The sequence below is a fragment of the Flavihumibacter solisilvae genome, assembly GCF_000814475.1.
Classification (GTDB): domain Bacteria; phylum Bacteroidota; class Bacteroidia; order Chitinophagales; family Chitinophagaceae; genus Flavihumibacter; species Flavihumibacter solisilvae.
Map to the genome: position 1 here is coordinate 69,238 of NZ_JSVC01000008.1, position 26,439 is coordinate 95,676.

A 26,439-nucleotide genomic window follows, 5' to 3' on the forward strand; every position below is an offset into this window, starting at 1 on the left:
ATGTACGCTTCAGAAATTGCATACCAGAACCCCGAACTGATCAGCAGCATGCAGGCAGAGAAACTGCAGGAGCTGATGCGCTACCTGCAACAACATTCGCCGTTCTACCGCGAGATGTTTGCTGCTTCAGGAATTGATCCGATGCAGGTAAAAAAGCTGGGTGACCTGGCCGCCCTGCCTGTGACCAACAAGGAAGACCTGCAGCGCCGGAACTGGGATTTTTTATGTGTTGACCGGAACAGGATCGCAGAGTATGTGGCAAGCTCCGGCACCCTTGGAACCCCTGTAACCATAGCACTTACTGCTAATGACCTCGACCGGCTGGCATACAACGAATATTGCTCTTTCACTATGGCCGGCGGTTCTGAAAATGACATTTACCAGCTCATGCTTACCCTCGACCGGCAATTTATGGCCGGTATTGCCTACTACCTTGGCATCCGCAGGCTTGGTGCCGGCCTGGTGAGGGTAGGACCCGGTGCGCCTTTCCTGCAATGGGAGACCATCAAACGGTTATCGCCAACTGTCATCATTGGTGTGCCTTCTTTTATCGTGAAGCTGATCGAATATGCAGAAAGTGCCGGTATTGATCTCAATTCATCGTCGGTCACTACAGCGATCTGCATCGGGGAAAGTATCCGCAGTGCCGACAACAGGCTAAACCTCCTCGGCCAAAGGATCAGTTCAGCCTGGAATATCAGGCTGGTCAGTACTTATGCGTCAACGGAAATGCAGACCGCCTTTACTGAATGCCCCGAAGGAGCGGGCGGACACCTGAACCCCGAACTGCTGATCGTTGAGTTGCTTGATGAATACAATAATCCTGTTGGTCCGGGTGAAGAGGGTGAAGTCACCATTACTACCCTCGGCGTGGAAGGAATGCCGTTACTCCGGTACAAAACCGGTGATATCTGCAGGTTTCATGGTGAACCATGCAAGTGTGGCAGGAAAACGCCCCGCCTTTCCTCAGTAATAGGCAGAAAACAGCAGATGATCAAACTGAAAGGAACCACTTTCTACCCACCGATGCTCTATGAAGTGTTGCACGAAATCAGTGAAGTGAAGGATTATGTGGTTGAATTGAAAAGTAACGAATGGGGAACTGATGAAGTGTTCCTTCACCTGCATATAACACGTGAGGATGAATCGGTTCTGCAAAAAATTAGGGAACTCCTTCGGTCGCGGCTAAGGGTAATCCCTGATATCCGCATCGTATCCGGGGCCGAACTTCACCAACTGCAATTCCCCGAAGGCGGGAGGAAGGCACAGAAACTGATTGACAACCGGTGAAATATTTGCCCACTGCGCATTTCAGCGGATTTTTGCTTATAATAGCATGAACATGTTATACATCTTGTTTCAGCTTTTCCCTATTTTTGACGGCTTAAGATAACTGCTCAATAACTGATGAAATTGATAACTGAAAAACACCTTGGTCTCGCGGACTTCAAGGCTATTGTCTGCGACGAACAAATGATTTCAATTGACAGTTCCGTACTCGGGAAAGTGTCGAAGAACCATGATTTCTTGAAAGGATTCGCATCCAACAAGATCATATACGGGATTAATACAGGTTTCGGCCCGATGGCGCAATACAGGATCAGCGAGGATAACCTGGTTGAATTGCAATATAACCTGATCCGCAGCCATAGCTCAGGCAGCGGTAAGCCCATCGATCCGGTGCTCGTACGCGGACTCCTGCTTGCACGTTTGAATAACTTCCTGCAGGGCTATTCCGGTATTCATCCTGAACTGGTTGAATTGCTGGTAAACCTGCTCAATAAAAAAGTTTATCCATGCATCTATGAGCATGGCGGTGTTGGCGCAAGCGGCGACCTCGTTCAGCTCGCGCATCTCGCACTGGCACTCATCGGTGAAGGAGAAGTCTGGTATCAGAACGAGTTACGTCCAACAGCCGAAGTGTATTCGGAACTTGGCATCAAACCTCTCCGGATCCATGTCCGCGAAGGTCTCGCGCTTATCAACGGAACCTCAGCCATGACAGGCATTGCCATGATGAACCTGCTGCAGGCGAAGAAGCTTCTCGAGTGGTCTGTACTGATGTCGGCCATGACCAACGAGGTTGTGGAAGCATATGACGATCATTTCTCACATGAACTGAATCACGTAAAGCATCATCACGGCCAGCAGACCGTTGCTGCGATGATGAGGTCATTGCTGGGCGACAGTAAAATGATCCGCTGCCGTAAGAAACACCTGTACGAAGGCGACAAGATGGATCAGGACGTGTTTGAAGACAAAGTGCAGGAATATTATTCCCTCCGCTGCATTACACAGGTGCTCGGACCCATCATGGACACGATCCAGCATGCGGAAAAAGTGATCGTTGCAGAATTTAACTCCGTTAACGATAATCCCATCATTGACCATGAGAACGCAAACATCTTCCATGGCGGAAACTTCCATGGAGACTATGTTTCGCTTGAAATGGACAAGCTGAAAATTGCTATTACAAAATTGTCGATGTTGTCGGAAAGGCAGTTGAACTATCTCCTGAATGCAAAGCTGAATGAGAAGTTCCCGCCATTCCTGAATCTTGGGGTACTGGGTCTCAACTTTGGCATGCAGGGAATGCAGTTCACTGCTACTTCCACTGTTGCTGAGAACCAGACATTATCAGGTCCGATGTATATCCATAGCATTCCGAATAACAACGACAACCAGGATATTGTGAGCATGGGCTGCAATGCTGCTTTGCTCGCGAGGCGGGTGATCGGAAATTCATTTGAAGTGCTGTCCATCCAGATGATGACCCTGCTGCAGGCCGTGGATTACCTGGAATGCCAGGACCGGATGGCAGATGCAACCGTAAGGATGTACAGGCAGATCAGGGAGATCTTCCCTTTGTTCACTGAAGATCAGCCAAAATATAAAGACCTGGAAAGAGTGAAGCGCTTTTTTGAAGCGGCAGATCCGGTGGTAAGCAATTCCGCAAGGTCAACAACCGGTAAAGCGGTATTTGCTTCATCATAAAATAAAAGCGATAACGATCTTATCTATGAAATGTGTTTTGGTTACAGGCGGCTCAAGAGGTATCGGACGTGCGATTTGTTTAAAAATGGCAACGCTCGGCTACTATGTACTGGTAAATTATAAAGGAAATGAGGTGGCAGCACTAGAGACATTGTCGCTGCTTAAAACAGCGGGTGGTGATGGCGAACTGATTCCTTTCGACGTACAGAATAAAGAACAGGTAAAATCCGTTTTAGGGGCCTGGCAGGAACAGCACCCCGATAAAACGATCGAGATTCTCGTGAACAACGCCGGTATCAAAGACGATACGCTGATGATGTGGATGAAGGACGAGCAATGGGAAAATGTACGGAGTACCAGCCTTGATGGATTTTTTTATGTTACCCGTGAAGTGCTCAGCGGAATGCTGATGCGCAAATCGGGCAGAATAATAAATATAGTTTCACTATCCGGACAAAAGGGTATGGCCGGCCAGACCAATTACTCTGCCGCAAAAGCAGGAGTGATCGGGGCAACAAAGGCACTCGCCCAGGAGATTGGAAAAAGAGGGATAACGGTAAATGCGGTAGCTCCCGGATTTATCCAGACCGATATGACGGAGGGACTGAATGAAAAGGATCTGAAGACAATGATCCCTGCTCAGCGTTTTGGCCAGCCTGAAGAAGTAGCTCATGCGGTTGCTTTCCTTGCTGCACCGGAATCCGCTTATATAACGGGAATTGTATTACCGGTAAACGGGGGACTATATACTTAATACAGGTATGAACAGAGTTGTGATAACAGGCATGGGGATTTATTCCTGTATCGGGAAGAACCTGGAAGAAGTGAGGCAATCACTTTTTGCAGGAAGATCAGGTATCATCCTGGACCCGGAACGGAAATCCTTTGGATACCGCTCCGGCCTTACTGGCTTCGTGGAAAGGCCGAATCTGAAAGGAATCCTGGACCGTCGGGCCCGGGTTATGCTTCCCGAGCAGGGGGAGTATGCCTACCTGGCAACTCTGGAAGCACTGAAACAGGCCGGGATCGGTGAAGACCTTCTCCTGAAAAAGGAGATCGGCGTATTGTATGGCAACGACAGTTCAGCAGAACCTGTCGTGACTGCCACTGATACGATGCGTGAAAAGAAGGATACCACGCTGGTGGGATCGGGTTCTGTTTTCCAGACCATGAATTCCACCGTTACCATGAACCTGGCAACCATCTTCCATCTTAAAGGAATCAACTTTACGATAAGCGCGGCCTGCGCAAGCGGGTCACATTCCATAGGACTTGGATATCATTTTATCAAATCGGGACTGCAGGAAGCAGTTATCTGCGGTGGCGCACAGGAACTGAACATTTACTCAATGGGAAGTTTCGATGCACTTTCTGCATTTTCCATCCGCGAATCGGAGCCCGAGCGCGCTTCAAGGCCCTTCGACAAAAATCGCGATGGCCTTATTCCCAGCGGCGGTGCCGCAACCGTCATCCTGGAAAGCCTCGACTCCGCATTGGAAAGAGGTGCAACAATCCTCGGTGAAGTGGTTGGTTATGGCTTTTCGTCAAATGGCGGACATATCTCAAATCCCACTGTCGACGGACCGGTAAGGGCACTGAATATGGCCCTGAAGGATGCCGGCCTTCAGCCGGGCGATATTTTTTATATCAACGCCCATGCAACTTCCACTCCGGCAGGAGATTCAAGTGAAGCAAGGGCGATTGATACGGTATTCGGGGAAACAAGGCCCTATGTGAGTTCAACCAAGTCAATGACCGGGCACGAGTGCTGGATGGCCGGTGCAAGTGAGATCATTTATTCCATGCTGATGATGCAGAACGGATTTATTGCACCCAATATAAACTTTGAAGAGCCGGACGAAGATTCCGCCCGTCTTAACATTGTTACTGAAACCATAGAGACAGAATTTAACTGCTTTTTGTCCAACTCCTTCGGGTTCGGCGGAACAAACAGTTCGCTGATCGTAAAGGCATATACCCCCTAAACCATCTTAACTATGACAGTTGAAAAAATTATTGAAAAAGTAAATCGTTTTCTTGTGGACGAATTCGAGGTTGCCCCTGAATTGATTTCACCGGAAGCAAACCTCCAGGAAACGCTGGAACTTGACAGTCTCGACTATATTGATATGGTTGTTGTACTTGAGAGCAATTTTGGATTCAAGGTTAAGCCTGAAGATTTTGTGGGCATAAACAGTTTCCAGGATTTCTATGACTATGTGTGCGACCGTGTAACCGCTAAAGAACTGGTATAATGCCTTCCTGGGAAGGAAAAAGTAAAACGACCCCGCTGGGTTACCGGATCTTTGTAGGCATATTAAAAATATTCGGCCTCAGGCCAGCATACTGGCTCTTGTATTTTGTAGCTGCTTATTATGTTATCTTTTCCCGGAAAACCACTACAGTTCTTTACCAGTTCTATCACAACCGTTTGGGATACGGAAGGTGGAAAACTTACCGGTACATCTACCGCAATTATTATCGTTTCGGCCAGACGCTGATCGATAAGGTGGCTGTTCAGTCGGGGATCCTGAACCCGTTTACCTATGACTTTGAAGGTGAACATTACCTGCGCGGGATGGTGGCCGAAGGAAAAGGTGGTCTGCTGATCAGCGCTCACATCGGGAACTGGGAAATTGCAGGGCACCTGCTAAAAAGACTCAATACCACTATTAACGTGGTAATGTACGATGGTGAGCATGAGCAGATCAAGGCCTACCTCGAACAGGTTACGGGAGGTAGAAATATGAACATCATCCTGATCCGCGAAGATCTTTCACATATTTACGCCATTAGTGAGGCGCTGCAGAACAACCAGCTGGTTTGTATGCATGCCGACCGTTTCATGGAAGGCAACAAGACCCTTCAGGCCGTAATGCTCGGAGAGTCGGCTGCACTACCCGCAGGTCCGTTTATCCTTGCCTCAAGGTTCCAGGTGCCAGTCTCCTTCGTATTTGCATTCAAGGAAACTGCCAGGCATTACCACTTATATGCAACCGAACCTCTTCCGCTTCAACAAATGGATAAGAAGGAAAAAATGGACCGCCTGCTGAAAGACTTTGTAAAGGAAATGGAAAACCGGGTGCTTCAATACCCTGAACAATGGTTCAACTATTTTGATTTTTGGAAACAATGACGGTTAACGCCGAAAATATAACATCCCTGATCCCGCAGCGGGATCCGTTCGTAATGATCGATAACCTGCTCCACGATGATGAAGTACGTACCAATACTAACTTCACCATCCGTGCAGAGAATATTTTTATGTCAGGGAATCACCTGTCCGCGGCTGCACTGGTAGAGAATATCGCGCAGACTGCCGCAGCAGGCGCTGGCTATAAAGCCATCAGCCAGGATTCGCCGGTACTGGTTGGGTTTATCGGGGCAATCAAAAACCTTGAGATTGGAGAGCTCCCCGAAGTGGGCGATGTGCTGGAAACCGAAACGAAACTGGTTAATACCGTATTCAATGTATCAATCGTAGAGGGCGTCGTAACCTGCAACGGCAGGAAACTCGCCTCCTGTGAAATGAAGATTTTCCTTCAACCGAAACCATAAAGATCAAATCTTCATTATGAAAAGTATGTTGAAAAAGCTGTTGTGTGTGTTACTGGTCGCAGGATCAGTTAATACAGGCTTCGCGCAGAAAGCAAAACCGGTCTTTGCACCGGAAACTCCCATTGTGTACCTGGGAATTGACTTCACGGAAACCCGTGTGGTGAACGATGCTGTTGCAACGGCAACTGATATAAAGGCACGTTTTTTCCCGGGCATCAACCAGGTAGTTGTGAATGAAGCAGAAAAGAAGTACGACTGGCAAAAGGCATTGGATAAATCCAACCTGTCAAACGACCTGAGCCTGGTGACTGCAATGAATGAGACTCTTGATGAGAGTAAGATCCGTTCTACCAACACTGCCGATGAAAGAAGACTGACGGAAGCAGATGTGAAGAAGGTCATTGCGAAATATAATTTCAAGGGTAAGGAAGGCGTAGGCCTGATGCTGGTAATGGAATCACTCAGCAAAACAGCCGAGGCGGGCACCATGTACGTTACTTTCATTGACATGCCTTCCGGCAAAGTGTTGATTACGGAAAGAATGACAGGAAAGGCGCAGGGTTTCGGATTCCGTAACTATTACGCCTACACGGTTTACAAAGTGATCCAGGAGATTAAGAAGAATAAAATAAGCGAATGGAGGACAAAATACGCCTCCAGGAAATAATGGAAAAAGCAACTCTGTCATACAAAACTGAAGTAGCGGTAAGGTTCAATGAAGCGGATCCACTGGGTATCGTCTGGCACGGGCATTACGTTCGGTATTTTGAAGATGGGCGCGAGGCATTCGGCCAGGAATACGGGCTGAGTTACCTGCATGTATACAACCAGGGTTACGCTGTTCCCATTGTGAGCCTGCAATGTGATTACAAGCGGTCTCTCCGTTATGGCGACAGGATGATCATCGAAACGATCTACACACCCTGCGAGGCAGCCAAGCTATTGTTCAACTACCGCCTATACAATGCGGCAACAAAAGAACTGGTGGCAAAGGGATCATCCGTACAGGTATTTCTTGACCTGAAAAACAACAGTCTTCACCTTACCAACCCGGCGTTTTTTGTCGAGTGGAAAGAAAAATATAAAATGACCTGAGGAATGGCGAAGAAGGGAACATACGTGGTTGCTGACAACGTGGTTACGCCATTAGGGTACTCCACCGCTGCGGTTCTGCAGGAGATCACTGCGGGCAATACCGGCGTGCAGGTGAATGAAGGTCAGCAGTTTCGTGACCAGCCAGTTTGCGCTTCACTGTTTTCAGCGGGCCAATGGTCAGAAATTGAAGCCGCCACCGCCCCCGGGTTTACACAGTTTGAGCAACTGTTGCTGTTTTCAGTACAACAGGCCATGCAACAGGCAAACATTGATCTCAGTGACGATCGTACGCTTTTACTGATCGCATCAACAAAAGGAAATATCGGTCTGCTTGAAGCAGGGAGCGATGATCCCGAAGGCACTACAGCCCTGTACCTTTCCGCTGCAAAAGTGGGGGTACAACTGAAATACCATTCCACACCAATCGTGGTTTCGAATGCATGCATTTCGGGCATGACAGCCCTTCTGGTCGCAAAAAGACTTATGGAATCAGGGCACTATGATCATGCCGTGGTGACTGGCGCAGATGTGATCTCGCCATTCATAGTCGCAGGATTCCGTTCATTCCAGGCATTGAGCGATGAAGTCTGCCAGCCATTCGACCAGCACCGCAAGGGGATAAATCTTGGGGAAGCAGCGGCTACCATCATCCTGTCGGTGAACCCTTCCGGGATCCGCCTGTCGGGTGGAAGTTCCAGCAGCGACGCCAACCATATTTCAGGTCCTTCACGCACCGGCGCAGAAATGGCCCAGGCCATTAGAGCAGCGCTGGAATCTTCGGCTGTTGATGCCCGCGAGATTGGTTTTGTGTCGGCTCACGGAACGGCCACGCCATTCAATGATGAAATGGAAGCAAAGGCCTTTATGCTTGCCGGTCTCAACGAATCACCGGTGTTCAGTCTCAAAGCTTATTTCGGCCATACCCTTGGAGCAGCCGGGTTATTGGAGTCTGCCGTTTCCATCGAAGCTATGCGCCGTGATACTATAATTGCTTCGAAAGGTTACAGCACGCATGGGGTAAGCCAACCTGTAAAGGTTTCAAACAGTACCACACATTCCGAAGGAATCAAACATATTTTGAAAACAGGATCCGGCTTTGGCGGGTGCAATGCTGCACTCGTCTTCAGTAAAGCCGGGTAAAATTTTTTTAGAGAGAAAATGAATCATTTTTCGAAGGATACCAGGACGGCAGTAGAAGCCAAGGAAGAAGCACAACGTATAGCATTCGGACCCGTTATGTTCCAGGCCGCTCAGGCAATGAGGAAGAACGGACTGCTGATGATTCTGCGCAATGCAGGCAAAGCCGGCATCACCGTTGAAGACGCTGCAGAAAAAGCGGGATTGTCTGTATACGGCGCCAGGGTATTGCTGGAAGCAGGGCTGGGTATGGGTGTATGCATCATAAATGAAGAGAAATACACCCTGACAAAGACCGGGTTCTTCCTGCTTGCCGACCCGCTCACGGCAGTGAACATGGACTTCATAGACGATGTATGTTATGACGGACTTGCCAGCCTCGAAGAAAGCGTCGCTACCGGCAAGCCGGTCGGGCTTAAGGTTTTCGGCGAGTGGCCAACTATCTATGAGGGCTTGTCCAAGCTTCCTGAAAATATCCAGCGTAGCTGGTTCGCCTTCGATCACTACTATTCAGACGGCTCATTCCCGCTCGTTCGCAAACACGTGTTTGACCTGGGAGTGAGAAAAATGATCGACATCGGTGGCAATACCGGCAAATGGGCAATCTCAGCGGTAACAAATAATCCTGACCTGCACATCACTATGATGGATCTGCCCGGTCAACTTGCGGTGGCGCAGAAGAAAATTGCCGACCTCGGTCTCGGCGAAAGGATCAACTTTCATCCTGTAAACATCCTGGATGAAAAAGAGCAGTTCCCTAAAGGACATGATGCCATCTGGATGAGCCAGTTCCTCGATTGTTTCTCTGAAGAGGAAATAACATCTATCCTCAGGCGCTGCTACGATGCCCTCGATGAAACAGGGTACCTGCTGATCATGGAGAATTTCTGGGACTGCCAGAAGTTCGCAGCCGCTGCATTCACGCTCCAGATGACCTCCCTGTATTTCACTGCCCTGGCTAATGGCAACAGCCAGTTGTATCATTCAGAGGTATTCAAGAAATGCGTGTATGCAGCCGGATTTAAAATTGAAAATCAAATTGACCATATTGGTGAAGCGGGCCACACCCTGCTCATCTGCCGGAAAAACTGATCCGGAACCGATTGCAAAACATTAAAAAACACCTTACGTGAAAAGCATTAAAACAGATGTATTGGTAATTGGTGCCGGTCCTTCCGGTACCGTAGCTGCGTCAATCATTAAACAGGCTGGCTATTCTGTGGTAATCGTGGAGAAACTGCGATTTCCACGCTTCGTGATCGGCGAAAGCCTGCTTCCGCGCTGCATGGAAGCGCTTGATGAAGCCGGGTTCCTCGATGCCGTAAAAGCTAAGGGATTCCAGCAGAAATACGGTGCCAAGTTCGTAAAGGACGGTGTTATATGCGATTATCTGTTTGAAGATCAGTTCACGAAAGGCTGGACCTGGACCTGGCAGGTACCACGGGCCGAATTCGATAAGACGCTGGCAGATTGCTGTGAGCAAATGGGTATTCCCCTTCATTATGAAACTACGGTAACAGATATCCAATTCAATGGGACCGATTCCGTAACAACTGTGGAAGACATTGAAGGCAACAAATGGACAATCGAAGCAAAATTCATCGTTGATGGCAGCGGATACGGAAGGGTAATTCCCAAATTGTTCAATCTCGACAAGCCTTCTTCCCTGCCAGGAAGAAAAGCATTGTTCACCCATATGCGTGACCTCAACAGGCTGTCCGTTCATGAGCCAAACCGGATCACTATCGTAACCCACAAGCCCGGTGTATGGATCTGGGTGATCCCATTCTCCTCCGGCATAACATCTGTAGGTTATGTTGGCGACCCTTCTTTTTTCAAGGACTACGAGGGTAACAATACCGAAGTGTATGATCAGCTGATCGAGTCACAACCTTATCTCGCAGACCGATTCCGTGGTGCAGAGAAAATGTTTGAGACAAGGGTGCTTGAGTCGTGGTCATCAACTACTGACAAATTTTACGGTGATGGATTTGTGCTCACGGGGAATGTAACGGAGTTTCTCGACCCGATATTCTCATCCGGTGTAACACTGGCGACCGTTTCAAGCCAGAACGCTGCACACCTCGTTATCAAAAAGCTGAAAGGAGAGGAAGTGAATTGGGAGAAGGAATATATGGAACCTGTAATGCAGGGTGTGAACACTTTCCGCACCTATGTGAACTGTTGGTATGATGGCACCCTGGATACCATCTTCTTTGCGAAGAAGCAGGTTCTTGAGTACAAAAAGATGATCTGCTCAGTACTTGCAGGGTATGTGTGGGACCTGGAGAACCCGTTTGTGAAGAGACATTTGCATGAAGTGAAAAAACTGGCGCGGGTTATAGAAATGAAACAGGCGCTGGAGGAAAATAATTGATTTTGAGTAATACGTCACCACTATATATTCACGGGACCAGTCGTATTTCTGCTGGTACTACATGGAAGGATGAACAGCAGCGATTCCGGCATCCGGACCCTAAAACGGAGTCATTCCTGCCGGCTTTGTACCATGCATTGCAACTGAATTATCCGAAGTGGTATAAGATGGACAGGTTGTCACAGCTGGGAATACTTGCCGTTGACCTGTTGCTTAAGGATAGTTTCAATAGTGAAGACTATGATCCGTCGGAAGTGGCCATTGTGTTGTCCAACAGTCACTCGAGCCTCGATACCGATGCACGGTTTGTTGAGCAGCTGGCCGACATTCCGAGTCCTGCAACTTTCGTGTACACGTTGCCCAATATTATGATCGGTGAGATCGGCATCCGGCATGGGTTTAAGGGAGAGCAGGGTTGTTTTGTGACAGCCGCACCCGATGTAAAATTCATGGAGCAGTATGTACAGTCACTTTTCGCGGAGGGCAGAACAAAACGCTGCATAACAGGATGGATCGACCTGTTCAGGGATGACTATGAGGCCGTGCTTTTCCTGGTCGGCCCGGAAACAAAGGATAACATTATACACAGCGCATTTAATAAAGAAAATTTATATCAATATCTATATCATGAGCAGGGAGCAGTTAATTGAAGACCTGAAACGCCAGATTGTTGCACAATTGAATCTGCAGGTGCAACCGGAATCGATAAATGCAGATGAACCATTGTTCAATGAAGGACTCGGACTCGATTCCATTGATGCATTGGAACTGATCGTATTGATGCAACAGAACTACAAGATCAGGCTTGTAAATGCAGAAGACGGGCCGAAAGTATTTCAGTCAATCGGTACGATGGCTGATTTCATTCTTGAAAACCAGGCCGAACAAAATTGATTATGTCAGCACCGGTTTATATAGCAGGTCTCGGGGCGATTTCCGGCATCGGTAACGATGTTGCGGAGAACTTTCGTGCACTACGGGAAGGCCGTGCCGGACTCAGTGCTATACGTTACCTCGATACTGTTCATAAAAACACTTTTCCTGCCGGTGAAGTAAAATCCTCCAATGAGGAACTTGCAGAAAGATGTGGCTGGATGGGCAGCGACAGCCGTACAGCAATGCTCGGCTACCTTGCAGCCCGCGAAGCTCTCGACGATGCAGGAATCAACGGCTCTGTGGCTTACCGGACAGGCCTGATCTCCGCCACTTCTGTAGGCGGAATGGACCTGACCGAACATTTCTACCCGCACTTCCTGGCAAATAATTCCGGTGGTAAACTGCGTCAGGTAGTGGAACACGAGTGCGGTGCTGTAACTGAAAAAATGGCTGCAGCATTGCAGGTAACCGATTTCGTTTCCACTGTAAGTACAGCCTGCTCCTCTTCGGCTAATGCAATAATGTTGGGAGCACGAATGATCCGGAACGGGCTGCTCGATGTCGTTATCGCGGGTGGTACAGACGCTCTGTCCTGCTTTACACTTAACGGTTTCAATGCATTGATGATTCTCGACCAGCAGCTGTGCCAGCCGTTTGATCAGCAGCGGCGTGGCCTCAACCTCGGTGAAGGTGCCGGGTTTATTGTACTTGTCAGTGAAGCAGTGGCAAAAGATTTGTCTAAACCCGCCTATGCAAAGCTTACAGGTTATGCCAATGCCAATGATGCGTATCACCAGACCGCTTCCTCACCGGACGGTACGGGATCATTCCTGGCGATGAAGGGGGCATTGGAAATGTCCGGGCTCCAGGCTTCAGACATTGATTACATCAACCTGCATGGTACAGGCACCCAGAATAACGATGCGTCTGAAAGCACGGCAATCAGGCGGATCTTCGGCAACAGCCTTCCACGCATGAGTTCGACTAAATCTTTCACCGGTCATACTCTTGCAGCATGCGGCGGACTTGAAGCTGTTTATTCCATCAAAGCTATGGAACAGCAGTGCTTGTTACCTGGTCTGCGGATCTCCAAACCGGTAATCGAAGAAGAAGGTGTAATGGTAAACGAGTTTACTAACGGTATACCGGTTAAAAACATCCTCTCCAATTCATTTGGATTTGGAGGTAATTGTTCATCCCTGATTTTCTCAGCCATCTGACATGTTCATTACAGCAGCATCAGCCATATCGCCACAAAAGAGTTTCCGTAATGCCGATGGATTTACTGCGGTGCCCCTTACCGGAGGCAATAGATTATTGTGCTCGGAGCCCGATTACAGTTCATTGATCGAGCCCAAGCTTATCCGTCGTATGAGCCGGATCATCCGGATGGGCGTAGCTACTGCAATTGATGCCCTGCAGCAGGCAGGTGTAACTGATCCTTCCGCAATCATAACCGGTACCGCTTATGGATGTCTGGAAGACACCGGCATTTTCCTAAAGCGGATGGTGGAGAACAAGGAAGAAATGCTCACGCCAACGGCCTTTATCCAATCTACCCATAACACGGTTGGCGCGCAGATCGCACTCATGTTGAAGTGTAACTCATATAACAACACCTACGTGCACAGGGCTTTGTCGTTCGAAACGGCATTGCTCGATACCATGATGTTATTGAAGGAGAATGGTACTTCGCAGGTTTTGGTAGGTGCAGCAGATGAATTGACAGACCAGAGTTTTATTATCCTCGAGCGTTTCGGGCTTTTCAGGAAACAGCCTGCAGGTGAAGGAGCCGCATTCTTTGTTGCGAAAGCCTCGCCGGATGCGGCAATTGCAGAAGTGAAGGGGATAAGGACTTTGATCAACCCTGGTACGCAACAGGTGGAAGATGCAGTGAAAACTCTTTTACAAACTCATGGCCTTGGAGCCGATGATGTCCAGTTACTGCTAAGCGGTCGCACTGCTGATACTGCAATGGATCAGTATTATAACGTTGTGGAGCAAACGATAGGTAACGAAGCTGCAGTGATTCAGTTTAAAGCTCTTTGCGGCGAATACCCTACTTCCACTTCATTTGCACTATGGCTGGCCTGTATCACCATGCAGGGAAAAACGATGCCTGGTATGACTGATGCCAGCCACGTACGTTATGCCGTAATATATAATGCTGACAAATCAGGTTACCACTCCATTATGCTGATCAGCAAATGTTAACCTTCCGTAATACATCATTCATATTCCTGGCGATACTATTTGTCGTCCTGCTGGCAGACCTTCCATGGTATATAGCAGCATTAGTTATTTTCGTTTACTCATTAATGTTATACCTCGGTAGTTACCGGGTGAATTCACAATTTTTCCTGCCGGCTGTTTGCAGCGGCGACGGTAAAAAAAAGCAAATAGCGATAAGTTTTGATGACGGCCCGGTCAGTCCGCAAACTCCTGAATTACTTGACCTGCTGAAATCTAAGCAAACACCCGCGGCATTTTTCTGTATAGGAAATCGGATCCGTGGCAAAGAAGCTCTTATTAAACGGATCCATGAAGAAGGACATATAATAGGCAACCACACTTACAGTCACTCTGCCTGGATAGATCTCTCCATGACTTCAGCCTGGAAGCATGAACTGGCGGCAACTGCCTCGGAAGTGCAACGGGTAATTGGCTTGCGTCCCAGGTTATTTCGTCCTCCCTATGGCGTTACCACACCGAATCTTGCGGGGGCTGTAAAGCAGGAGGGACTTGTAACAGTCGGCTGGAATGTCCGTTCGCTGGATACAGTAATAAAGGAAGACGGGAAATTGTATGACCGCGTAATGCGATCTTTGCAGCCGGGTTCAATTATCCTTTTTCATGATACCGCTCATGCAACCCTCAGGATCCTTCCGTCTGTCATTGATGACGCCAGGAAGCAGGGCTATGAAATAGTGAGGCTCGATACCCTGATCAATGAACAACCATATGCGTAAGACAATATTGACATTTTTAACCCTTATTTCTGTGCTGATGGCAACGGCCCAGCATAAGGGCTTCCAGCCGGTCGCAGATATGAATGGCTTCCGTAACGCCTTTAGTACGGCATCAGCAGCGATCCATTCCATCACCAGCAATTTCACACAGGAAAAAAACCTCAGCCTGCTGTCGGAGAAGATCACCTCAAAGGGCAAATTCTGGTTCAAAAAAGAGAACCTGGTGAGGATGGAATACCAGCAACCATTTAATTACCTGATGATTATAAATGGTAACAATGTGTATATCAAGGATGGCCAGCAGGAAAACCGGATCTCGGTAAAATCAAATAAACTCTTCCAGAAGATCAATAAGATCACCATTGATTGCGTTAAAGGAACAGTTTTGTCCAATACGGATTTCAAAACGAAGGCTTTTGAGAACAGCCAGTATTACCTGATCGAAATGGTACCGGTTGCGAAAGACCTGAAAGAATTTTTTTCGATGATCCTGGTTACGGTTGACCGGAAGGACTACTCTGTTTCAAAGATCAATATGATCGAACAGGGCGGTGACAATACACTGATAAGTTTTCAGCAGAAGGAGATCAACACAACTATTGCCGATGCGGTATTTGCTGTTAAGTAATGTTATGCTTATGCTGGCAGGATGTTCGTACCCCTACAGGTCGCTCCGCAGTTTACCCGCGGACCAATTATGTGCTTCGCAGTTCAGGCCGGAGTTCAGCAATGAATTGTATAATACCCATGTAAATATTTCGGGCAGGCATTTAAGTGGATTGCTGCTTGTAAAACAAATGCCAGATACCACATACCGGGTTGTTTTTTCTACCGAAACCGGGGTTAAATTCTTCGATTTTGCTTTTGGCGGACAGGAAGACTTCAAAGTGCATTACATAATGCGGAAGCTGGATAAGAAAGTTGTGATCAATGCATTGCGGAACGATTTCAATTTCCTGCTCATGAATAACATTCCGGCCACTGCCGCACAGGTCATGAAAGGTAACGGCATGCTTTACCATGCATACCCCATGCGTGAAAAGACGGTATACTACCTTACCGACACCCTGTGTAAGAAATTCGTCCGTGCTGAAATGGGCAGTTCAAAAAAACCGCTGGCAGAAGCAACCTGGACGCCGGCAGGCAAATCATCTCCTGACTCGATCACTATCCGTCACCATAATTTCGACTTTTCCATTACCCTTAAAAAACTTGAACGCTAATGCTGATAGGAGATTTTTGCACAACCAGCCAGCCTACGCTGAAAGAAGACACTGTCGTCACCAGGCTAAAGTGGAATGAATCACATGCCATCTTCAAAGGCCATTTTCCGGGTCAGCCCGTAGTGCCAGGCGTCTGTATGATCCAGTTGGTCATGGAAGTCATGGAAGCCGCCCTCGGTAAAAGATTACAACTGCTCAGGAGCGATAATATCAAGTTCCTGCACTTTATCGATCCCGGGGTTCACCAGGATTTAGACATGCAGATCCGTTTTACCCATCCGGATGAAAAGAGTTTGTCCGTGTCAGCTTCCCTGCAGAAAAATGACCTTACTTTTTTCCGTTTCCAGGGAAATTATCTGAAAGCCGGATGAGTGAATAGACAAGCTGCAGGGAGCGTGCACGGAGGAAGAAGAGGCCCAGGCCCTTTCCACCCCCTTTCCACCCCCTTTGCAGGCCCTTTGCAGACCCCGGTTATTCGCCGCCTCTTTTTGAATTTTTTACGAAGGAGTTTACTCGCAGATCAAAGTGAAGTACAGCTCCTCCTTCATATTCTTGTACCCGCCATCAAACACGCGCTTCCATTCCTGGCAGAACTTTTCTTTCTCTGCGGTCGACATCCGCTGCCCCAGTTCCTTGGCATCACGGGTCTTGTGTTTGTCCTGCATCACCCGGGTAAAAGCATTCGCCCGGAGCTTATAAACAGCCTGTTTGTCGGAAGAAGTTTCCAGCGCTTTGTCGTAATTCTCGAATGCTGCCGTAAGGTCTCCTTCCTTCGCTTTGAAATCGCCGCGCATGATCAGGTAATCAGGATTGCCCGGGTCCAGTTCAATTGCCTTCGAAATATTGTTATATGCATCTTCCTTCATGCCCTGCTTCCAGTCAAGCTCCGCGAGTTTTGAAAAGATGCTGGCCCTGTCCTTCACATTCTTATTTTTTTCGGACATGGCGGTAATCTTCGCGTAATCGGCCTTGGCATCAGCAAGCTGGTTCAGGGAATAATTGGCATCAGCCCTTTCGAATAAGGCTGCAATGCTGGTATTCTTAGATGCCTTGATCGCTGCATCTGCAGCCGCTTTTGCTTCATCATGGCGTTTCAATCCATTAAGTGCATGCGCTTTTCCCACGTTACCGCTTTCCTTGGCATCCTTCGCTGTACACTTTGAAAGCATGGCATCAAATGTCTTCAATGCTTCATCATACTGACCGGCATCGTTTGCCTTATTACCAGTTTTCATCATCTCGTAACATTTGTTCGACATCGTGATCAGGCTTTGTGAGAAACCATGCATAGACATCACAAAGCACAACATCAGGAAGGAGATCTTTTTCATAAGCCTGTTATTTTTAAACTCTTTTATAGTGCGGAAAATTACCATATTTCGGTCGATGGCAAACTGTGCCACTTGCCTTAATTTTGTACAAATATCCGGGAATGAAGAAGAGCTTTTACATACTGTTTACTTTACTTCTGTTAGCAACGTATACCGGTACCCGGGCCCAGTGTTCTATCTGCACAAAAACCGCGCAGCAATTGGGTGAAAAACCTGCCCGCGCCCTTAATCTTGGAATTGTATACCTCGCTGCCACACCCCTCGTAATCCTCGGAATCATCGGTTTCCGCTGGTGGAAGGCCAACAGGGATATGTTTTAATGAGTTGATACCTCCCCTAATTGTGAAATTGCTGGACGAACTTGTAGAGGTTGAAGGCGTTCTTTTGCTGCAATTGTTCGATCGCTTCTTTCAGCCGTTGTTTATTGACGTCTTTCATGCGGTTCCGCTCGATCAGGTGATATGCCCGTTCAGCGAGCAGCCAGGATTTCCTGTCAGCCATTTCGTGGTGGCGTAATAGTTCTTCGAGGCTTGCATGCAGTTCGCGGATTCCTTCCTTCGCGGATGCAGTAGTCTTGATTATCGGAACAGCGGCGGTGTGGCGGCTGAAGGCCGGCGCCAGCATCGTTTTCAGGTTTTTCACAAACCTGTCCGCATCGGGACGGTCACACTTATTCACGACAAAGACGTCAGCAATTTCCATCAGGCCAGCTTTCATTGTCTGGATTTCATCGCCTGCTTCCGGAACAAGAACAACTGCAGTAACATCGGCAAGTCCTACGATTTCAATTTCACTCTGTCCAACACCGACAGTTTCAACGATAATATAATCATAAGGGGCAACCTTAAGCAACTCAGTGATCTCGATGATATGGGGATGCAATCCGCCCAGGGATCCTCTCGTCGCCAGTGAGCGGATAAACACGGCGGGGTTATTGTACCATTCACTCATCCGTACCCTGTCCCCAAGTACCGCACCCATGTTAAAAGGGGAGGAGGGGTCAACACACAATACCGCTACTTTTTTATCGGTGGCCACAATTGACCCGATCAGGGCGTCAACAAGCGTGCTCTTTCCGGCACCTGGGGGACCGGTGATCCCGATTATCGGCGTTTTGAAATGCGGCAGTGACTCCATTAGTTCTTCATAGCCGGGCACTTCATTCTCGATCAGGGATATTGCGCGTGCAATGCTTCTGACATCACCATGTAAAATATGTTGCAACATATTGATCGGCATACAGGGCAAATTAAGTTGTTGCCAGCAATGAATGGAACAAAGTTTCGTATTGCGCGGCGCAGGTGCTGATGCTGTGATGCAGGAAAAGATATTCCTTCGCCTCAGCAGTCATGGTCTCAAAAAGTTCGGGTGATGAAAGAATGGCATTAATATTATTTGCCAGGCAGGCTGCATCCGCTACTTCACAAAGCAGGCCCCTTCCTTCATCCAGCAGGTTCGCCAGTCCACCTGCCGCTGTAGACACCACCGGCACACGATTATAGAACGCATCCAGAACGCTGCTGCCGAGACCCTCTTCAACTGAACTCATTACATACACATCAAATGCCGGATAAATCGTTTCCGGATCGTGGGTGTGACCAGGTAAGAGATAAGTTGTTTCGAGGCCTTCTTTCCTTACCAGCTGCCGGATCTCTTCCTTCATTGGACCATCGCCAAAATGAATAAATACAAAATCATCCCTTTTTTTACGCAGCCCGGCAATGGCACGAACCATCGTGGCCGGATCCTTTTCGATCGTCAGGGCAGCTGCTGTTGCAACTATCTTTTTACCCCCCGGGGCAAATTGTTCGCGCAATTCAGTGATCCTGGCCTGGTCCGGTTCAGCGGGGAGGAAGGCACTGGGAATAACCGACACGTTTTTTACGCCAAACCTGTTCAGCGTCTGCCGGATGGCTTCGCTTACTCCCACTATTGCACTTGCGTGGTCGTACTTCCATTTTGTAAGCCCGCCCTTCGGTGCGAAGTTCACGCGACGGCTAAGGACAACCGGCCGACGATGAAAGCTTTTTGTGATGACGCACCAGGTAAGTTCCTTTGATCCCTGGCAATGAAGTATATCAAACTTCGAACCATTTGCCGCCAGCCACGCGGCCAGTGAAGCAGCTCCCGAAAAATCCTTTACAGGGATGCCTTTCAGTTCGCAGTGCATGGCAAGCTGGCTGTCCGTCCGCGTAGCTACTGTGACCTCGTGTCCCATATCGGCAAGGGCTACCGCAGTGTATAGCGTCTGACGCTCACCGCCACGCCAGCTCCGGGCCAGGTTGATTTCAAGGATCTTCATAAGGCAGCTTTTTGGTCAGGCTTGTTTTGTGCGGAATAATAGTGCTGCCACAACTTGGCATGTTTCTGAAAACTGGCATTGGAATGCATGATAGCTACGATGAACCCATTGCTGCCATCGAGCAGGCCGAGTTTCAGGAAATATGCCTTTATAAACCGGAAGAATGGCGAGAAGATGAGCTTAAAAAGTGAGGGTCTCTTTCCCTTGTCAACCATCTTCTGCACGGCCAGGCTGGTGTACTTGTTCTGCTTTGTGAGGTGATCGCCAAGATTGCTGATGGTATAGTGCCATAGTTTTCCATCCAGCACCCTCCGGGGTGTTGATAACGGGATTTCCAGTTCCTCGTGAACCGGCGAAAGGTTCCATTGTACTGTCCGCCTGTCATAGATCCGGGGTTTTTGTTCCGGTGCATCAAGGCCATGGTACAGGAACTTGCCATAATAATTATTCAGCCGCGTCAGCCAGAGCACTTCAGGGAGCTGACCGCTTTTTGCTTCCATGATCGAATGTATTAACTCCGGCGATAACACCTCGTCGGCATCCACGGAAAGGATATGATCAAACCTCGCTTGTGTGGCACCGAAATTCTTTTGGGGTCCAAATCCGGGCCAGCGATTCCGGATAACTTTTACGATCGGGTATGCGGAACAGATCTCAACGGTGTCGTCTGAGGAAAAACTATCAACCACAATTATCTCATCACAAACCTGTTGTAACGCATCAAGGCAGGTTGAGATGATTTTTGCTTCATTAAAGGTGATGACCAATCCGGTTATGGAAGTCATTATAGCGTTTTAGTTCCTAATTTAGTAACGGGCCTGGTTCAGTAGCCACTGCGCAAATCTAATGCTTAAGTGACAGCGAACAGCCATGACTAATTTCATCCCCATATTCCCTTTAGGTATCGTAGTATTTCCCGGCGAGGAACTTAACCTCCATATTTTCGAGCCCAGGTACATCCAGCTCATCCGCGAATGCCTCGATTCAAAAAAGCCGTTTGGAATTCCAGCCGTTATTGAAAAGAAGCTTGGCGAACTGGGCACACTTGTAAAAGTGGTTGAAGTAAGCAAGGAATATGAAGGCGGGGAAATGGATATCCGCACCCAGGGCACCAAAGTATTTCGCATACTTGAGCTTGTGAAAGAGATTCCTGATAAGCTTTACAGCGGCGCCATCGTAAATTATCCGCATAACCGCGAAGACCATGGCAAACAGGACCTCATGCAACGGGTCATTTTCGGCATCAGGGAACTGCACCGGTTGCTGCAGGTTAAAAAAGAATTCCGGAAGCCCGATGACCTGCTATTAAGTTATGATGTTGCCCACCATGCCGGTCTTTCTATTGAAGAAGAATATGAATTTCTAAGCCTGATGCAGGAAGTGCAGCGGCAGGAATACCTGAAGCGGCACCTGGCCAAAGTGTTACCCGTAATAGCTGAAATGGAGCAGCTGAAGGAAAAGGTGAAACTCAACGGGCACTTTAAAAACCTATCTTCGCTCGATTTAGATCTATAACCGGAATGGCTGCTACTACTCTCTGCTTTGATTTTGGCAACACACGACAGAAATATGCGGTGTTTAAAGATGATGCGCTCGATGCGGTTATCCACCTCGACGGTACTGACGCAGCTGTCATAAACGGGGTGATGGACACCCACCAGCCGGACAGGACCATTCTTTCTTCAGTGATCAATCATGAGCCTGCAGTGGAAGAACTGCTGGCACGCCGGTCGAAATTTCACCGCCTGTCACACCTGACCAGTCTACCTTTTACCACTCCCGTGGGAAAACCGGCTACGATTGGGGCGGACAGGCTGGCGATTGCGGCTGCAGCAGTGAACCTGTTTCCCGGAAAGAATAACCTGGCAATAGCACTGGGAACCTGTATTACCTACAATTTCATCAATAGTAATCATGAATTCCTGGGGGGCGGCATCTCGCCGGGAATGGACATGCGATTCAAAAGCCTGAAGGAATATACCGCCAAACTCCCCCTCGTAAAAGAGGATTGGAATTTCCCGCTTGTGGGCTATGATACGGTTACCAATATCACCAGCGGCGTTATTCTGGGAATGGCGAAAGAAATCGACGGGTTTATCGATGCTTACGCCGAAAGGTACGGGAACTTTAACGTGCTGTTAACCGGGGGTAATTCAGGCTATTTTGTGCCGCATCTAAAAAACAAGATATTTGCCGACCAGAATTTAATCTTTAAAGGACTGTATGCGATCAGTGAGTGCAACTAAACAACTTGTAAATCAACTCTTTCTAGCCGTACTGCTGCTGTGTGGAATGGCAGCAAACGCCCAGGAAAACTCCCCGTACTCAAGGTATGGCTGGGGCAACCTGGTTCCCAGCACTCCGATCGCCACCAGGGGAATGGGTGGCATAGGCGCCGGCTATGTTGATTTCGATCCCCGCTATAATTTCAAGAATGTTTATCCCCGTTCGCAAACTGTAAACTTCCTGAACCCGGCATCTTATTCCAGGTTGAAGATCACTTCGTTTGACCTCGGGTTCGAAGTGGAAAACCAGGTTCTCCGCGAGCAGAACAACCCGGAAAAATATAAGGCGAGCTATGTGAACTTCTCTTACCTGCAGCTTGGGATCCCCATTAGCAGGAAGCACAATTTTGCCATGGTTATGGGCCTTCGTCCGATCAGCCGCGTGAACTATAAAATTTTGTCTAATCGCCTGGAGGATAACCCGGGAACGGGAAATCCAATCGATTCGAGCCTGACCACTTATGAGGGAACGGGTGGCTCTTACCAGGCCTATGCAGGGCTGGGCAAGGCTTTTGGGAAATTCAGCATCGGTGCGAACGTTGGGTATTTCTTTGGGACCAAGGACTTCAGTACCCGTAAGGAACTTGTCAATGATTCCATTATCTATAACAAGCTGAACAACCAGACCAAGATCAGCTTCGGCGGGTTTTTCCTGAATGGAGGTGCTCAATATGCTGCTGACCTGGGCAATTCACTCAGGCTGGTACTTGGCGCAACGGCTACATTGAAGCACGATTACAATGCAAGCACAGATTTCATTATCCAGACCTTCCAATATGACGGGTCAGGTGGCATAATCGGGGTTGACAGCGTGTATGCAGAAGAGAATGTGAAAGGAAAAATCTCCTTCCCGGCATCATATTCCGGTGGTTTCACCCTGGAAAAGCAGGACAAATGGATGATCGGCGCAGATTACGTAACAACCAGCTGGGATGATTTCGCCATCTACGGCCGTGGAGATACTGTTGCTTCAAACTGGAAAGTGAAGTTTGGCGCACAGCTGATTCCTAATGCATTTGGAACAAATTACTGGGGCCGTGTTACCTATAGGGTCGGTTTCAACTTCGGACCAGATTATATCAAGTACAAAAACCAGGAGCTGAACCAGTACAATATCACTGCCGGGTTTGGTTTTCCTGTCCGCCCCAACCGCTTCAGTAACCAATACACCAACCTGAACCTTTCCCTCGAATATGGAAGAAGGGGTTCAGCAAGCACACAATTGCAGGAAAATGTTTTCCGTCTTGCGCTTGGATTTACTTTAAGCGACCTTTGGTTTGTTAAGCGGAGGTATGATTAATCGGTTCTATCATAAAAAACCGGGTACTTTCATTCTGACATTGTTGGTACTTGGCACGTTTCTCATCTCGTGTGAGAACAGTGTTGAAGAACTGAAAGCACTTTCCGACAAGCGGATCGCTGTTGAGGAAGCCGTTGATATCGAAAGTTACCTTAGCCAGGGAGGAAAAATGCGCGCGCGGCTGACCGCCCCGGTTATGAACCGTTACCAGACCGATTCCCCCTATATCGAATTTCCAAAAAAGCTTCATGTCGATTTCTATAACGACAGCCTGGTAATCGAAAGCCAGCTTGATGCCCTTTACGGCCGGTTCCGGGAAAAAGAACAGAAAGTGTTCCTGCGCGACAGTGTCGTTGTTTTCAATTTGCGCCGGGATACACTCCGTTGTAAGGAGTTGTGGTGGGACCGGAATACCCAGATGTTTTTTACTGAGAAAGAAGTACAGATCCACCAACCCGATAAAATCATTTACGGAACAGGCCTTGAAGCCGACCAGTCATTTGACTGGTGGGTGATCAAGAAACCGACAGGTTTTGTATCTGTGCCCCGGAGTGGATTCGGAGCGGCACCACCGGTTGATTCAACCACTCCGCCTATAACGGACACCGTTCCGCCAGGCAGGATTAGTCAATAAGGTATATTCAAACTAAACTTCTTTTATGGAGTATCGTCGCATGGGCCGCACCGGCCTCCAGCTAAGTGTATTAAGCTTCGGCAGCTGGGTTAGTTTTCACAAGCAGATCGATGACAGTATAGCAGATGAACTAATGGGCATCGCTTACGACAGGGGAGTCAACTTCTTTGATAATGCAGAGGTTTATGCCCTTGGTGAAAGCGAGAAAATGATGGGTCGCGTTCTCAAAATGAAGAACTGGGAACGCAGTTCCTATTCTGTTTCTTCAAAAGTATTCTTTGGCTGGCGAGGAAAGAACAATAAGCCAAACCAGACAGGACTGAGCCGCAAACACATTTTTGAAGCTTGCCACGAAGCCCTCGGTCGGCTGCAGGTCGACTATCTCGACCTTTTCTTTTGCCATCGTCCCGACCCTTCAGTTCCCATTGAAGAAGTAGTCTGGACCATGCATAACCTTATTCAACAGGGTAAGATCCTTTATTGGGGTACCAGCATGTGGAGCGGTGCGGAAATTATGGAGGCGCACCGGGTTGCGCAGCAGTATCACCTGATCGGCCCTGTTATGGAGCAACCCCAGTACAATATGTTTGAGCGGTATAAGATGGAAATGGATTACCAGCCGGTATTCCAGAACGTGGGATTGGGTACAACCATCTGGAGCCCGCTCGCAGCCGGCTTCCTGACTGGAAAATACCTTTCCGGCTTTCCTGAAGGCTCCAGGCTTGGCATGCAGGGATTTGAATGGCTAAAAGACCGCTGGATCCAGGAGGAAAAAACCAACAAATTGCGGATGCTCGATACACTTGCCAAAGAGCTCAATGTACCACTGGCACCCCTGGCAATTGCCTGGACCATCGCCAATCCGAATGTTACCACTGCTATTCTCGGGGCTACCAGGCGCGAACAGCTCGAAGAAAATTTCCGCGCACTCGAAGTGCTGCCGGTGCTGACTCCTGAAGTGATGACCCGGATAGACGAAATTTTGCAGAATAAGCCCACTTTGAATCTGATGTGAATCGAACATTCAAATACTAAAAAACCCCGGCATTGCCGGGGTTTTTTAAATTCTTTTGTACGATTCAGAACCATCAGGTCTAGGTCTTCGATAGGTACAAATTTTTCAGGTCGTTCGTTAGGATCTGGATAATTAGTGATAATGGATTTTAAACTACTTGTCAGTTAAGGGATACCAATCTTTCTGGGTCTTTCTTTGGATTTGGATAACGTCTGGTTTTGTTGGATTCCGGATTCTATTGGTTTTTCCGCTTTGGATATTGGATTCCTGGTCTTTCTGCCGTTGGTTAGGCGGCTGGATTTTTCTGGATTTTGTTGATTTGTTATCGATCAACTGACAATACAAAAGTAAAATACCTGCGCACTGTATACAAGAGCACATTTGCTGATTCTGCAGTCTTCATTTTTTACGGAGGAATTAGTAAAAATACGATGCTGAATCTGGTAGAACTCTCCTAACTTCCGTTAGGTTACATTTAATCTCAATCCGTATAACCAACTAAACCACTGAACACATGGTATTTGAAAACAAAAATGTATTGGTAACCGGCGCCAGCAGGGGAATTGGCAAAGCTATAGCCCTGCGCCTGGCTGCAGAAGGAGCCAACATTGCGATTGCCTCAAAATCTGTTGAACCTCACCCACGACTCGAAGGAACCATTTATACTGCCGCCGAAGAAATTGATAAAGCCGGAACGGGAAAAGTGCTTCCGATCCAGGCAGACATCCGGTTTGAAGACAGCATCAACGCGGCCGTAGAAACTATGGTAAAGGAATTTGGCGGCATCGATATTGTTGTCAATAATGCCAGTGCTATTACACTTACCCCTACGGAACAGACTGAACCGAAAAGATGGGACCTGATGCACGACATTAATGTGCGGGGTACTTTCCTGGTATCAAAGGCCTGTATTCCCCACCTGAAGAATGCGCTGAACCCGCATATCCTGAACCTTTCTCCGCCCCTTAATATGGATCCGCGCTGGTTCGCGCCGCACCTTGCGTATACGCTTAGTAAATACGGAATGAGTATGATCGTATTCGGGCTGGCCGAAGAACTTCGCCCTCATCGCATTGCGGCAAATGCACTATGGCCAAAAACAACGATTGCAACTGCTGCCGTGGAAAACCTGCTGGGCGGTGACTTTCTTATTCAACGGAGCCGTACGCCCGATATCGTAGCTGAGGCCGCCTTTCACATCCTGAAACGACCCTCATTTGAATGTACCGGGAACTTCTTTATCGACGAACAGGTGCTCGCTGAAGAGGGTATTACCGACCTGGAACGCTACTCGGTTAACCCGAAGCAGAAGCTGATGAATGATCTGTTTGTTTGATAGGTCG

31 protein-coding genes are annotated in these 26,439 nt (G+C 48.2%); 27 read left to right on the forward strand and 4 right to left on the reverse strand.

All coding sequences use genetic code 11. The features are described 5' to 3' along the window. The 20 genes from flxY (at position 1) to OI18_RS07505 (ending at position 16,600) form a co-directional block, all read left to right on the forward strand. Entirely contained in the window at positions 1–1,290 is a 1,290-nt protein-coding gene (gene flxY / locus OI18_RS07410) for a flexirubin biosynthesis putative acyl-CoA ligase FlxY (RefSeq protein ID WP_039138585.1), read from the forward strand. Positions 1,291–1,407: 117 nt separating this feature from the next. Next, positions 1,408–2,994, forward strand: coding sequence for a flexirubin biosynthesis tyrosine ammonia-lyase FlxA (gene flxA, locus OI18_RS07415; protein WP_052272970.1), 1,587 nt, complete (start codon positions 1,408–1,410; stop codon positions 2,992–2,994). 25 nt (positions 2,995–3,019) lie between these two features. Then, entirely contained in the window at positions 3,020–3,748 is a 729-nt protein-coding gene (gene flxB / locus OI18_RS07420) for a flexirubin biosynthesis SDR family reductase FlxB (protein ID WP_039138586.1), read from the forward strand. 7 nt (positions 3,749–3,755) lie between these two features. Next, a complete protein-coding gene (locus tag OI18_RS07425; protein ID WP_039138588.1) occupies positions 3,756–4,979 on the forward strand; it encodes a beta-ketoacyl-[acyl-carrier-protein] synthase family protein in 1,224 nt (407 codons plus the stop codon). Between the two features lie 12 nt (positions 4,980–4,991). Next, the gene (locus OI18_RS07430) at positions 4,992–5,249 is read left to right on the forward strand and encodes an acyl carrier protein (RefSeq protein WP_039138589.1); all 258 of its coding nucleotides are present in this window, start codon (positions 4,992–4,994) and stop codon (positions 5,247–5,249) included. Further along, positions 5,249–6,130 (forward strand): LpxL/LpxP family acyltransferase, encoded by an 882-nt coding sequence (locus OI18_RS07435; protein ID WP_039138591.1) that lies wholly within the window; start codon positions 5,249–5,251, stop codon positions 6,128–6,130. Before OI18_RS07430 ends, OI18_RS07435 begins: the two co-directional genes overlap by 1 nt. Next, entirely contained in the window at positions 6,127–6,552 is a 426-nt protein-coding gene (locus OI18_RS07440; RefSeq protein WP_039138592.1) for a hotdog family protein, read from the forward strand. Before OI18_RS07435 ends, OI18_RS07440 begins: the two co-directional genes overlap by 4 nt. 16 nt (positions 6,553–6,568) lie before the next feature. After that, a complete protein-coding gene (locus OI18_RS07445; RefSeq protein WP_052272971.1) occupies positions 6,569–7,219 on the forward strand; it encodes a hypothetical protein in 651 nt (216 codons plus the stop codon). Continuing rightward, the gene (locus OI18_RS07450) at positions 7,189–7,647 is read left to right on the forward strand and encodes an acyl-CoA thioesterase (RefSeq protein ID WP_039138593.1); all 459 of its coding nucleotides are present in this window, start codon (positions 7,189–7,191) and stop codon (positions 7,645–7,647) included. The genes OI18_RS07445 and OI18_RS07450 overlap by 31 nt, the downstream gene beginning before the upstream one ends. Positions 7,648–7,650: 3 nt before the next feature. Next, complete coding sequence (locus tag OI18_RS07455; protein WP_039138594.1) at positions 7,651–8,787, forward strand: beta-ketoacyl-[acyl-carrier-protein] synthase family protein; 1,137 nt, start codon at positions 7,651–7,653, stop codon at positions 8,785–8,787. A gap of 18 nt (positions 8,788–8,805) precedes the next feature. After that, on the forward strand, positions 8,806–9,876 hold the full coding sequence (locus OI18_RS07460; protein WP_039138595.1) for a methyltransferase: 1,071 nt from the start codon (positions 8,806–8,808) through the stop codon (positions 9,874–9,876). Positions 9,877–9,913: 37 nt separating this feature from the next. Continuing rightward, entirely contained in the window at positions 9,914–11,161 is a 1,248-nt protein-coding gene (locus OI18_RS07465; RefSeq protein WP_039138597.1) for an NAD(P)/FAD-dependent oxidoreductase, read from the forward strand. Between the two features lie 2 nt (positions 11,162–11,163). Further along, complete coding sequence (locus OI18_RS23695; protein ID WP_052272972.1) at positions 11,164–11,811, forward strand: beta-ketoacyl-[acyl-carrier-protein] synthase family protein; 648 nt, start codon at positions 11,164–11,166, stop codon at positions 11,809–11,811. Further along, positions 11,789–12,055: a phosphopantetheine-binding protein gene (locus OI18_RS07475; protein WP_039138599.1), complete on the forward strand. Its 267-nt coding sequence runs from the start codon at positions 11,789–11,791 to the stop codon at positions 12,053–12,055. The genes OI18_RS23695 and OI18_RS07475 overlap by 23 nt, the downstream gene beginning before the upstream one ends. Positions 12,056–12,057: 2 nt before the next feature. Beyond that, a complete protein-coding gene (locus tag OI18_RS07480) occupies positions 12,058–13,257 on the forward strand; it encodes a beta-ketoacyl-[acyl-carrier-protein] synthase family protein (RefSeq protein WP_039138600.1) in 1,200 nt (399 codons plus the stop codon). Between the two features lies 1 nt (position 13,258). Further along, positions 13,259–14,251, forward strand: a complete 993-nt coding sequence (locus OI18_RS07485) for a beta-ketoacyl synthase chain length factor (protein ID WP_039138602.1) — start codon at positions 13,259–13,261, stop codon at positions 14,249–14,251. Further along, entirely contained in the window at positions 14,245–15,006 is a 762-nt protein-coding gene (locus OI18_RS07490; protein WP_052272973.1) for a polysaccharide deacetylase family protein, read from the forward strand. The genes OI18_RS07485 and OI18_RS07490 overlap by 7 nt, the downstream gene beginning before the upstream one ends. Beyond that, positions 14,999–15,634: a flexirubin biosynthesis/transport protein LolA2 gene (gene lolA2 / locus OI18_RS07495; protein WP_039138768.1), complete on the forward strand. Its 636-nt coding sequence runs from the start codon at positions 14,999–15,001 to the stop codon at positions 15,632–15,634. Before OI18_RS07490 ends, lolA2 begins: the two co-directional genes overlap by 8 nt. After that, positions 15,612–16,229 carry a flexirubin biosynthesis protein LolB2 gene (lolB2, locus tag OI18_RS07500; protein ID WP_039138604.1) on the forward strand — a complete coding sequence of 206 codons (618 nt, stop codon included), beginning with the start codon at positions 15,612–15,614 and terminating at the stop codon, positions 16,227–16,229. Before lolA2 ends, lolB2 begins: the two co-directional genes overlap by 23 nt. Continuing rightward, positions 16,229–16,600 carry an ApeI family dehydratase gene (locus OI18_RS07505; protein WP_052272975.1) on the forward strand — a complete coding sequence of 124 codons (372 nt, stop codon included), beginning with the start codon at positions 16,229–16,231 and terminating at the stop codon, positions 16,598–16,600. Before lolB2 ends, OI18_RS07505 begins: the two co-directional genes overlap by 1 nt. 138 nt (positions 16,601–16,738) lie before the next feature. Here the strand turns inward: OI18_RS07505 and OI18_RS07510 are convergent, their stop codons facing one another. Then, the gene (locus OI18_RS07510; RefSeq protein WP_160290204.1) at positions 16,739–17,560 is read right to left on the reverse strand and encodes a tetratricopeptide repeat protein; all 822 of its coding nucleotides are present in this window, start codon (positions 17,558–17,560) and stop codon (positions 16,739–16,741) included. Between the two features lie 101 nt (positions 17,561–17,661). On the opposite strand from OI18_RS07510, the gene OI18_RS07515 reads away from it, so the two are divergent. Beyond that, complete coding sequence (locus OI18_RS07515; RefSeq protein ID WP_039138606.1) at positions 17,662–17,880, forward strand: hypothetical protein; 219 nt, start codon at positions 17,662–17,664, stop codon at positions 17,878–17,880. A 16-nt stretch (positions 17,881–17,896) separates the two neighbouring features. Here OI18_RS07515 and meaB read toward each other — a convergent pair whose 3' ends face one another. Genes meaB through OI18_RS07530 form a run of 3 tightly spaced genes read right to left on the reverse strand, consistent with a single transcriptional unit; the run spans position 17,897 to position 20,647 of the window. Next, entirely contained in the window at positions 17,897–18,799 is a 903-nt protein-coding gene (gene meaB, locus OI18_RS07520) for a methylmalonyl Co-A mutase-associated GTPase MeaB (RefSeq protein ID WP_039138607.1), read from the reverse strand. Positions 18,800–18,809: 10 nt separating this feature from the next. Next, entirely contained in the window at positions 18,810–19,862 is a 1,053-nt protein-coding gene (locus OI18_RS07525) for a glycosyltransferase (protein ID WP_039138608.1), read from the reverse strand. Further along, positions 19,859–20,647: a glycosyltransferase family 2 protein gene (locus OI18_RS07530; protein ID WP_052272976.1), complete on the reverse strand. Its 789-nt coding sequence runs from the start codon at positions 20,645–20,647 to the stop codon at positions 19,859–19,861. Before OI18_RS07530 ends, OI18_RS07525 begins: the two co-directional genes overlap by 4 nt. An 85-nt stretch (positions 20,648–20,732) precedes the next feature. Here OI18_RS07530 and OI18_RS07535 point away from each other — a divergent pair, with 85 nt between their 5' ends. The 6 genes from OI18_RS07535 to OI18_RS07565 all read left to right on the forward strand — a co-directional run bounded on the left by OI18_RS07535 (position 20,733) and on the right by OI18_RS07565 (position 26,432). Next, positions 20,733–21,377 carry an LON peptidase substrate-binding domain-containing protein gene (locus OI18_RS07535; RefSeq protein ID WP_039138610.1) on the forward strand — a complete coding sequence of 215 codons (645 nt, stop codon included), beginning with the start codon at positions 20,733–20,735 and terminating at the stop codon, positions 21,375–21,377. Positions 21,378–21,382: 5 nt separating this feature from the next. Next, positions 21,383–22,108 (forward strand): type III pantothenate kinase, encoded by a 726-nt coding sequence (locus OI18_RS07540; protein ID WP_039138611.1) that lies wholly within the window; start codon positions 21,383–21,385, stop codon positions 22,106–22,108. Beyond that, positions 22,086–23,447, forward strand: coding sequence for a BamG family beta-barrel-assembly machinery protein (gene bamG, locus OI18_RS07545; protein WP_152616762.1), 1,362 nt, complete (start codon positions 22,086–22,088; stop codon positions 23,445–23,447). Before OI18_RS07540 ends, bamG begins: the two co-directional genes overlap by 23 nt. Beyond that, complete coding sequence (gene lptC, locus OI18_RS07550; RefSeq protein WP_072038972.1) at positions 23,440–24,081, forward strand: LPS export ABC transporter periplasmic protein LptC; 642 nt, start codon at positions 23,440–23,442, stop codon at positions 24,079–24,081. The genes bamG and lptC overlap by 8 nt, the downstream gene beginning before the upstream one ends. Before the next feature lie 25 nt (positions 24,082–24,106). Further along, positions 24,107–25,096 (forward strand): aldo/keto reductase, encoded by a 990-nt coding sequence (locus tag OI18_RS07555; RefSeq protein ID WP_039138614.1) that lies wholly within the window; start codon positions 24,107–24,109, stop codon positions 25,094–25,096. Between the two features lie 514 nt (positions 25,097–25,610). Further along, a complete protein-coding gene (locus tag OI18_RS07565; protein WP_039138618.1) occupies positions 25,611–26,432 on the forward strand; it encodes an SDR family oxidoreductase in 822 nt (273 codons plus the stop codon). Positions 26,433–26,439: the final 7 nt, after the last annotated feature.

Bases quoted from the DNA above. Each gene is read 5' to 3' on its own strand.
- flxY (WP_039138585.1), top strand. From the start codon at position 1: ATGTACGCTTCAGAAATTGCATACCAGAACCCCGAACTGATCAGCAGC.
- flxA (WP_052272970.1), top strand. From the start codon at position 1,408: ATGAAATTGATAACTGAAAAACACCTTGGTCTCGCGGACTTCAAGGCT.
- flxB (WP_039138586.1), top strand. From the start codon at position 3,020: ATGAAATGTGTTTTGGTTACAGGCGGCTCAAGAGGTATCGGACGTGCG.
- OI18_RS07425 (WP_039138588.1), top strand. From the start codon at position 3,756: ATGAACAGAGTTGTGATAACAGGCATGGGGATTTATTCCTGTATCGGG.
- OI18_RS07430 (WP_039138589.1), top strand. From the start codon at position 4,992: ATGACAGTTGAAAAAATTATTGAAAAAGTAAATCGTTTTCTTGTGGAC.
- OI18_RS07435 (WP_039138591.1), top strand. From the start codon at position 5,249: ATGCCTTCCTGGGAAGGAAAAAGTAAAACGACCCCGCTGGGTTACCGG.
- OI18_RS07440 (WP_039138592.1), top strand. From the start codon at position 6,127: ATGACGGTTAACGCCGAAAATATAACATCCCTGATCCCGCAGCGGGAT.
- OI18_RS07445 (WP_052272971.1), top strand. From the start codon at position 6,569: ATGAAAAGTATGTTGAAAAAGCTGTTGTGTGTGTTACTGGTCGCAGGA.
- OI18_RS07450 (WP_039138593.1), top strand. From the start codon at position 7,189: ATGGAGGACAAAATACGCCTCCAGGAAATAATGGAAAAAGCAACTCTG.
- OI18_RS07455 (WP_039138594.1), top strand. From the start codon at position 7,651: ATGGCGAAGAAGGGAACATACGTGGTTGCTGACAACGTGGTTACGCCA.
- OI18_RS07460 (WP_039138595.1), top strand. From the start codon at position 8,806: ATGAATCATTTTTCGAAGGATACCAGGACGGCAGTAGAAGCCAAGGAA.
- OI18_RS07475 (WP_039138599.1), top strand. From the start codon at position 11,789: ATGAGCAGGGAGCAGTTAATTGAAGACCTGAAACGCCAGATTGTTGCA.
- OI18_RS07480 (WP_039138600.1), top strand. From the start codon at position 12,058: ATGTCAGCACCGGTTTATATAGCAGGTCTCGGGGCGATTTCCGGCATC.
- OI18_RS07485 (WP_039138602.1), top strand. From the start codon at position 13,259: ATGTTCATTACAGCAGCATCAGCCATATCGCCACAAAAGAGTTTCCGT.
- OI18_RS07490 (WP_052272973.1), top strand. From the start codon at position 14,245: ATGTTAACCTTCCGTAATACATCATTCATATTCCTGGCGATACTATTT.
- lolA2 (WP_039138768.1), top strand. From the start codon at position 14,999: ATGCGTAAGACAATATTGACATTTTTAACCCTTATTTCTGTGCTGATG.
- lolB2 (WP_039138604.1), top strand. From the start codon at position 15,612: ATGCGGTATTTGCTGTTAAGTAATGTTATGCTTATGCTGGCAGGATGT.
- OI18_RS07505 (WP_052272975.1), top strand. From the start codon at position 16,229: ATGCTGATAGGAGATTTTTGCACAACCAGCCAGCCTACGCTGAAAGAA.
- OI18_RS07510 (WP_160290204.1), bottom strand. From the start codon at position 17,560: ATGAAAAAGATCTCCTTCCTGATGTTGTGCTTTGTGATGTCTATGCAT.
- OI18_RS07515 (WP_039138606.1), top strand. From the start codon at position 17,662: ATGAAGAAGAGCTTTTACATACTGTTTACTTTACTTCTGTTAGCAACG.
- meaB (WP_039138607.1), bottom strand. From the start codon at position 18,799: ATGCCGATCAATATGTTGCAACATATTTTACATGGTGATGTCAGAAGC.
- OI18_RS07525 (WP_039138608.1), bottom strand. From the start codon at position 19,862: ATGAAGATCCTTGAAATCAACCTGGCCCGGAGCTGGCGTGGCGGTGAG.
- OI18_RS07530 (WP_052272976.1), bottom strand. From the start codon at position 20,647: ATGACTTCCATAACCGGATTGGTCATCACCTTTAATGAAGCAAAAATC.
- OI18_RS07535 (WP_039138610.1), top strand. From the start codon at position 20,733: ATGACTAATTTCATCCCCATATTCCCTTTAGGTATCGTAGTATTTCCC.
- OI18_RS07540 (WP_039138611.1), top strand. From the start codon at position 21,383: ATGGCTGCTACTACTCTCTGCTTTGATTTTGGCAACACACGACAGAAA.
- bamG (WP_152616762.1), top strand. From the start codon at position 22,086: ATGCGATCAGTGAGTGCAACTAAACAACTTGTAAATCAACTCTTTCTA.
- lptC (WP_072038972.1), top strand. From the start codon at position 23,440: ATGATTAATCGGTTCTATCATAAAAAACCGGGTACTTTCATTCTGACA.
- OI18_RS07555 (WP_039138614.1), top strand. From the start codon at position 24,107: ATGGAGTATCGTCGCATGGGCCGCACCGGCCTCCAGCTAAGTGTATTA.
- OI18_RS07565 (WP_039138618.1), top strand. From the start codon at position 25,611: ATGGTATTTGAAAACAAAAATGTATTGGTAACCGGCGCCAGCAGGGGA.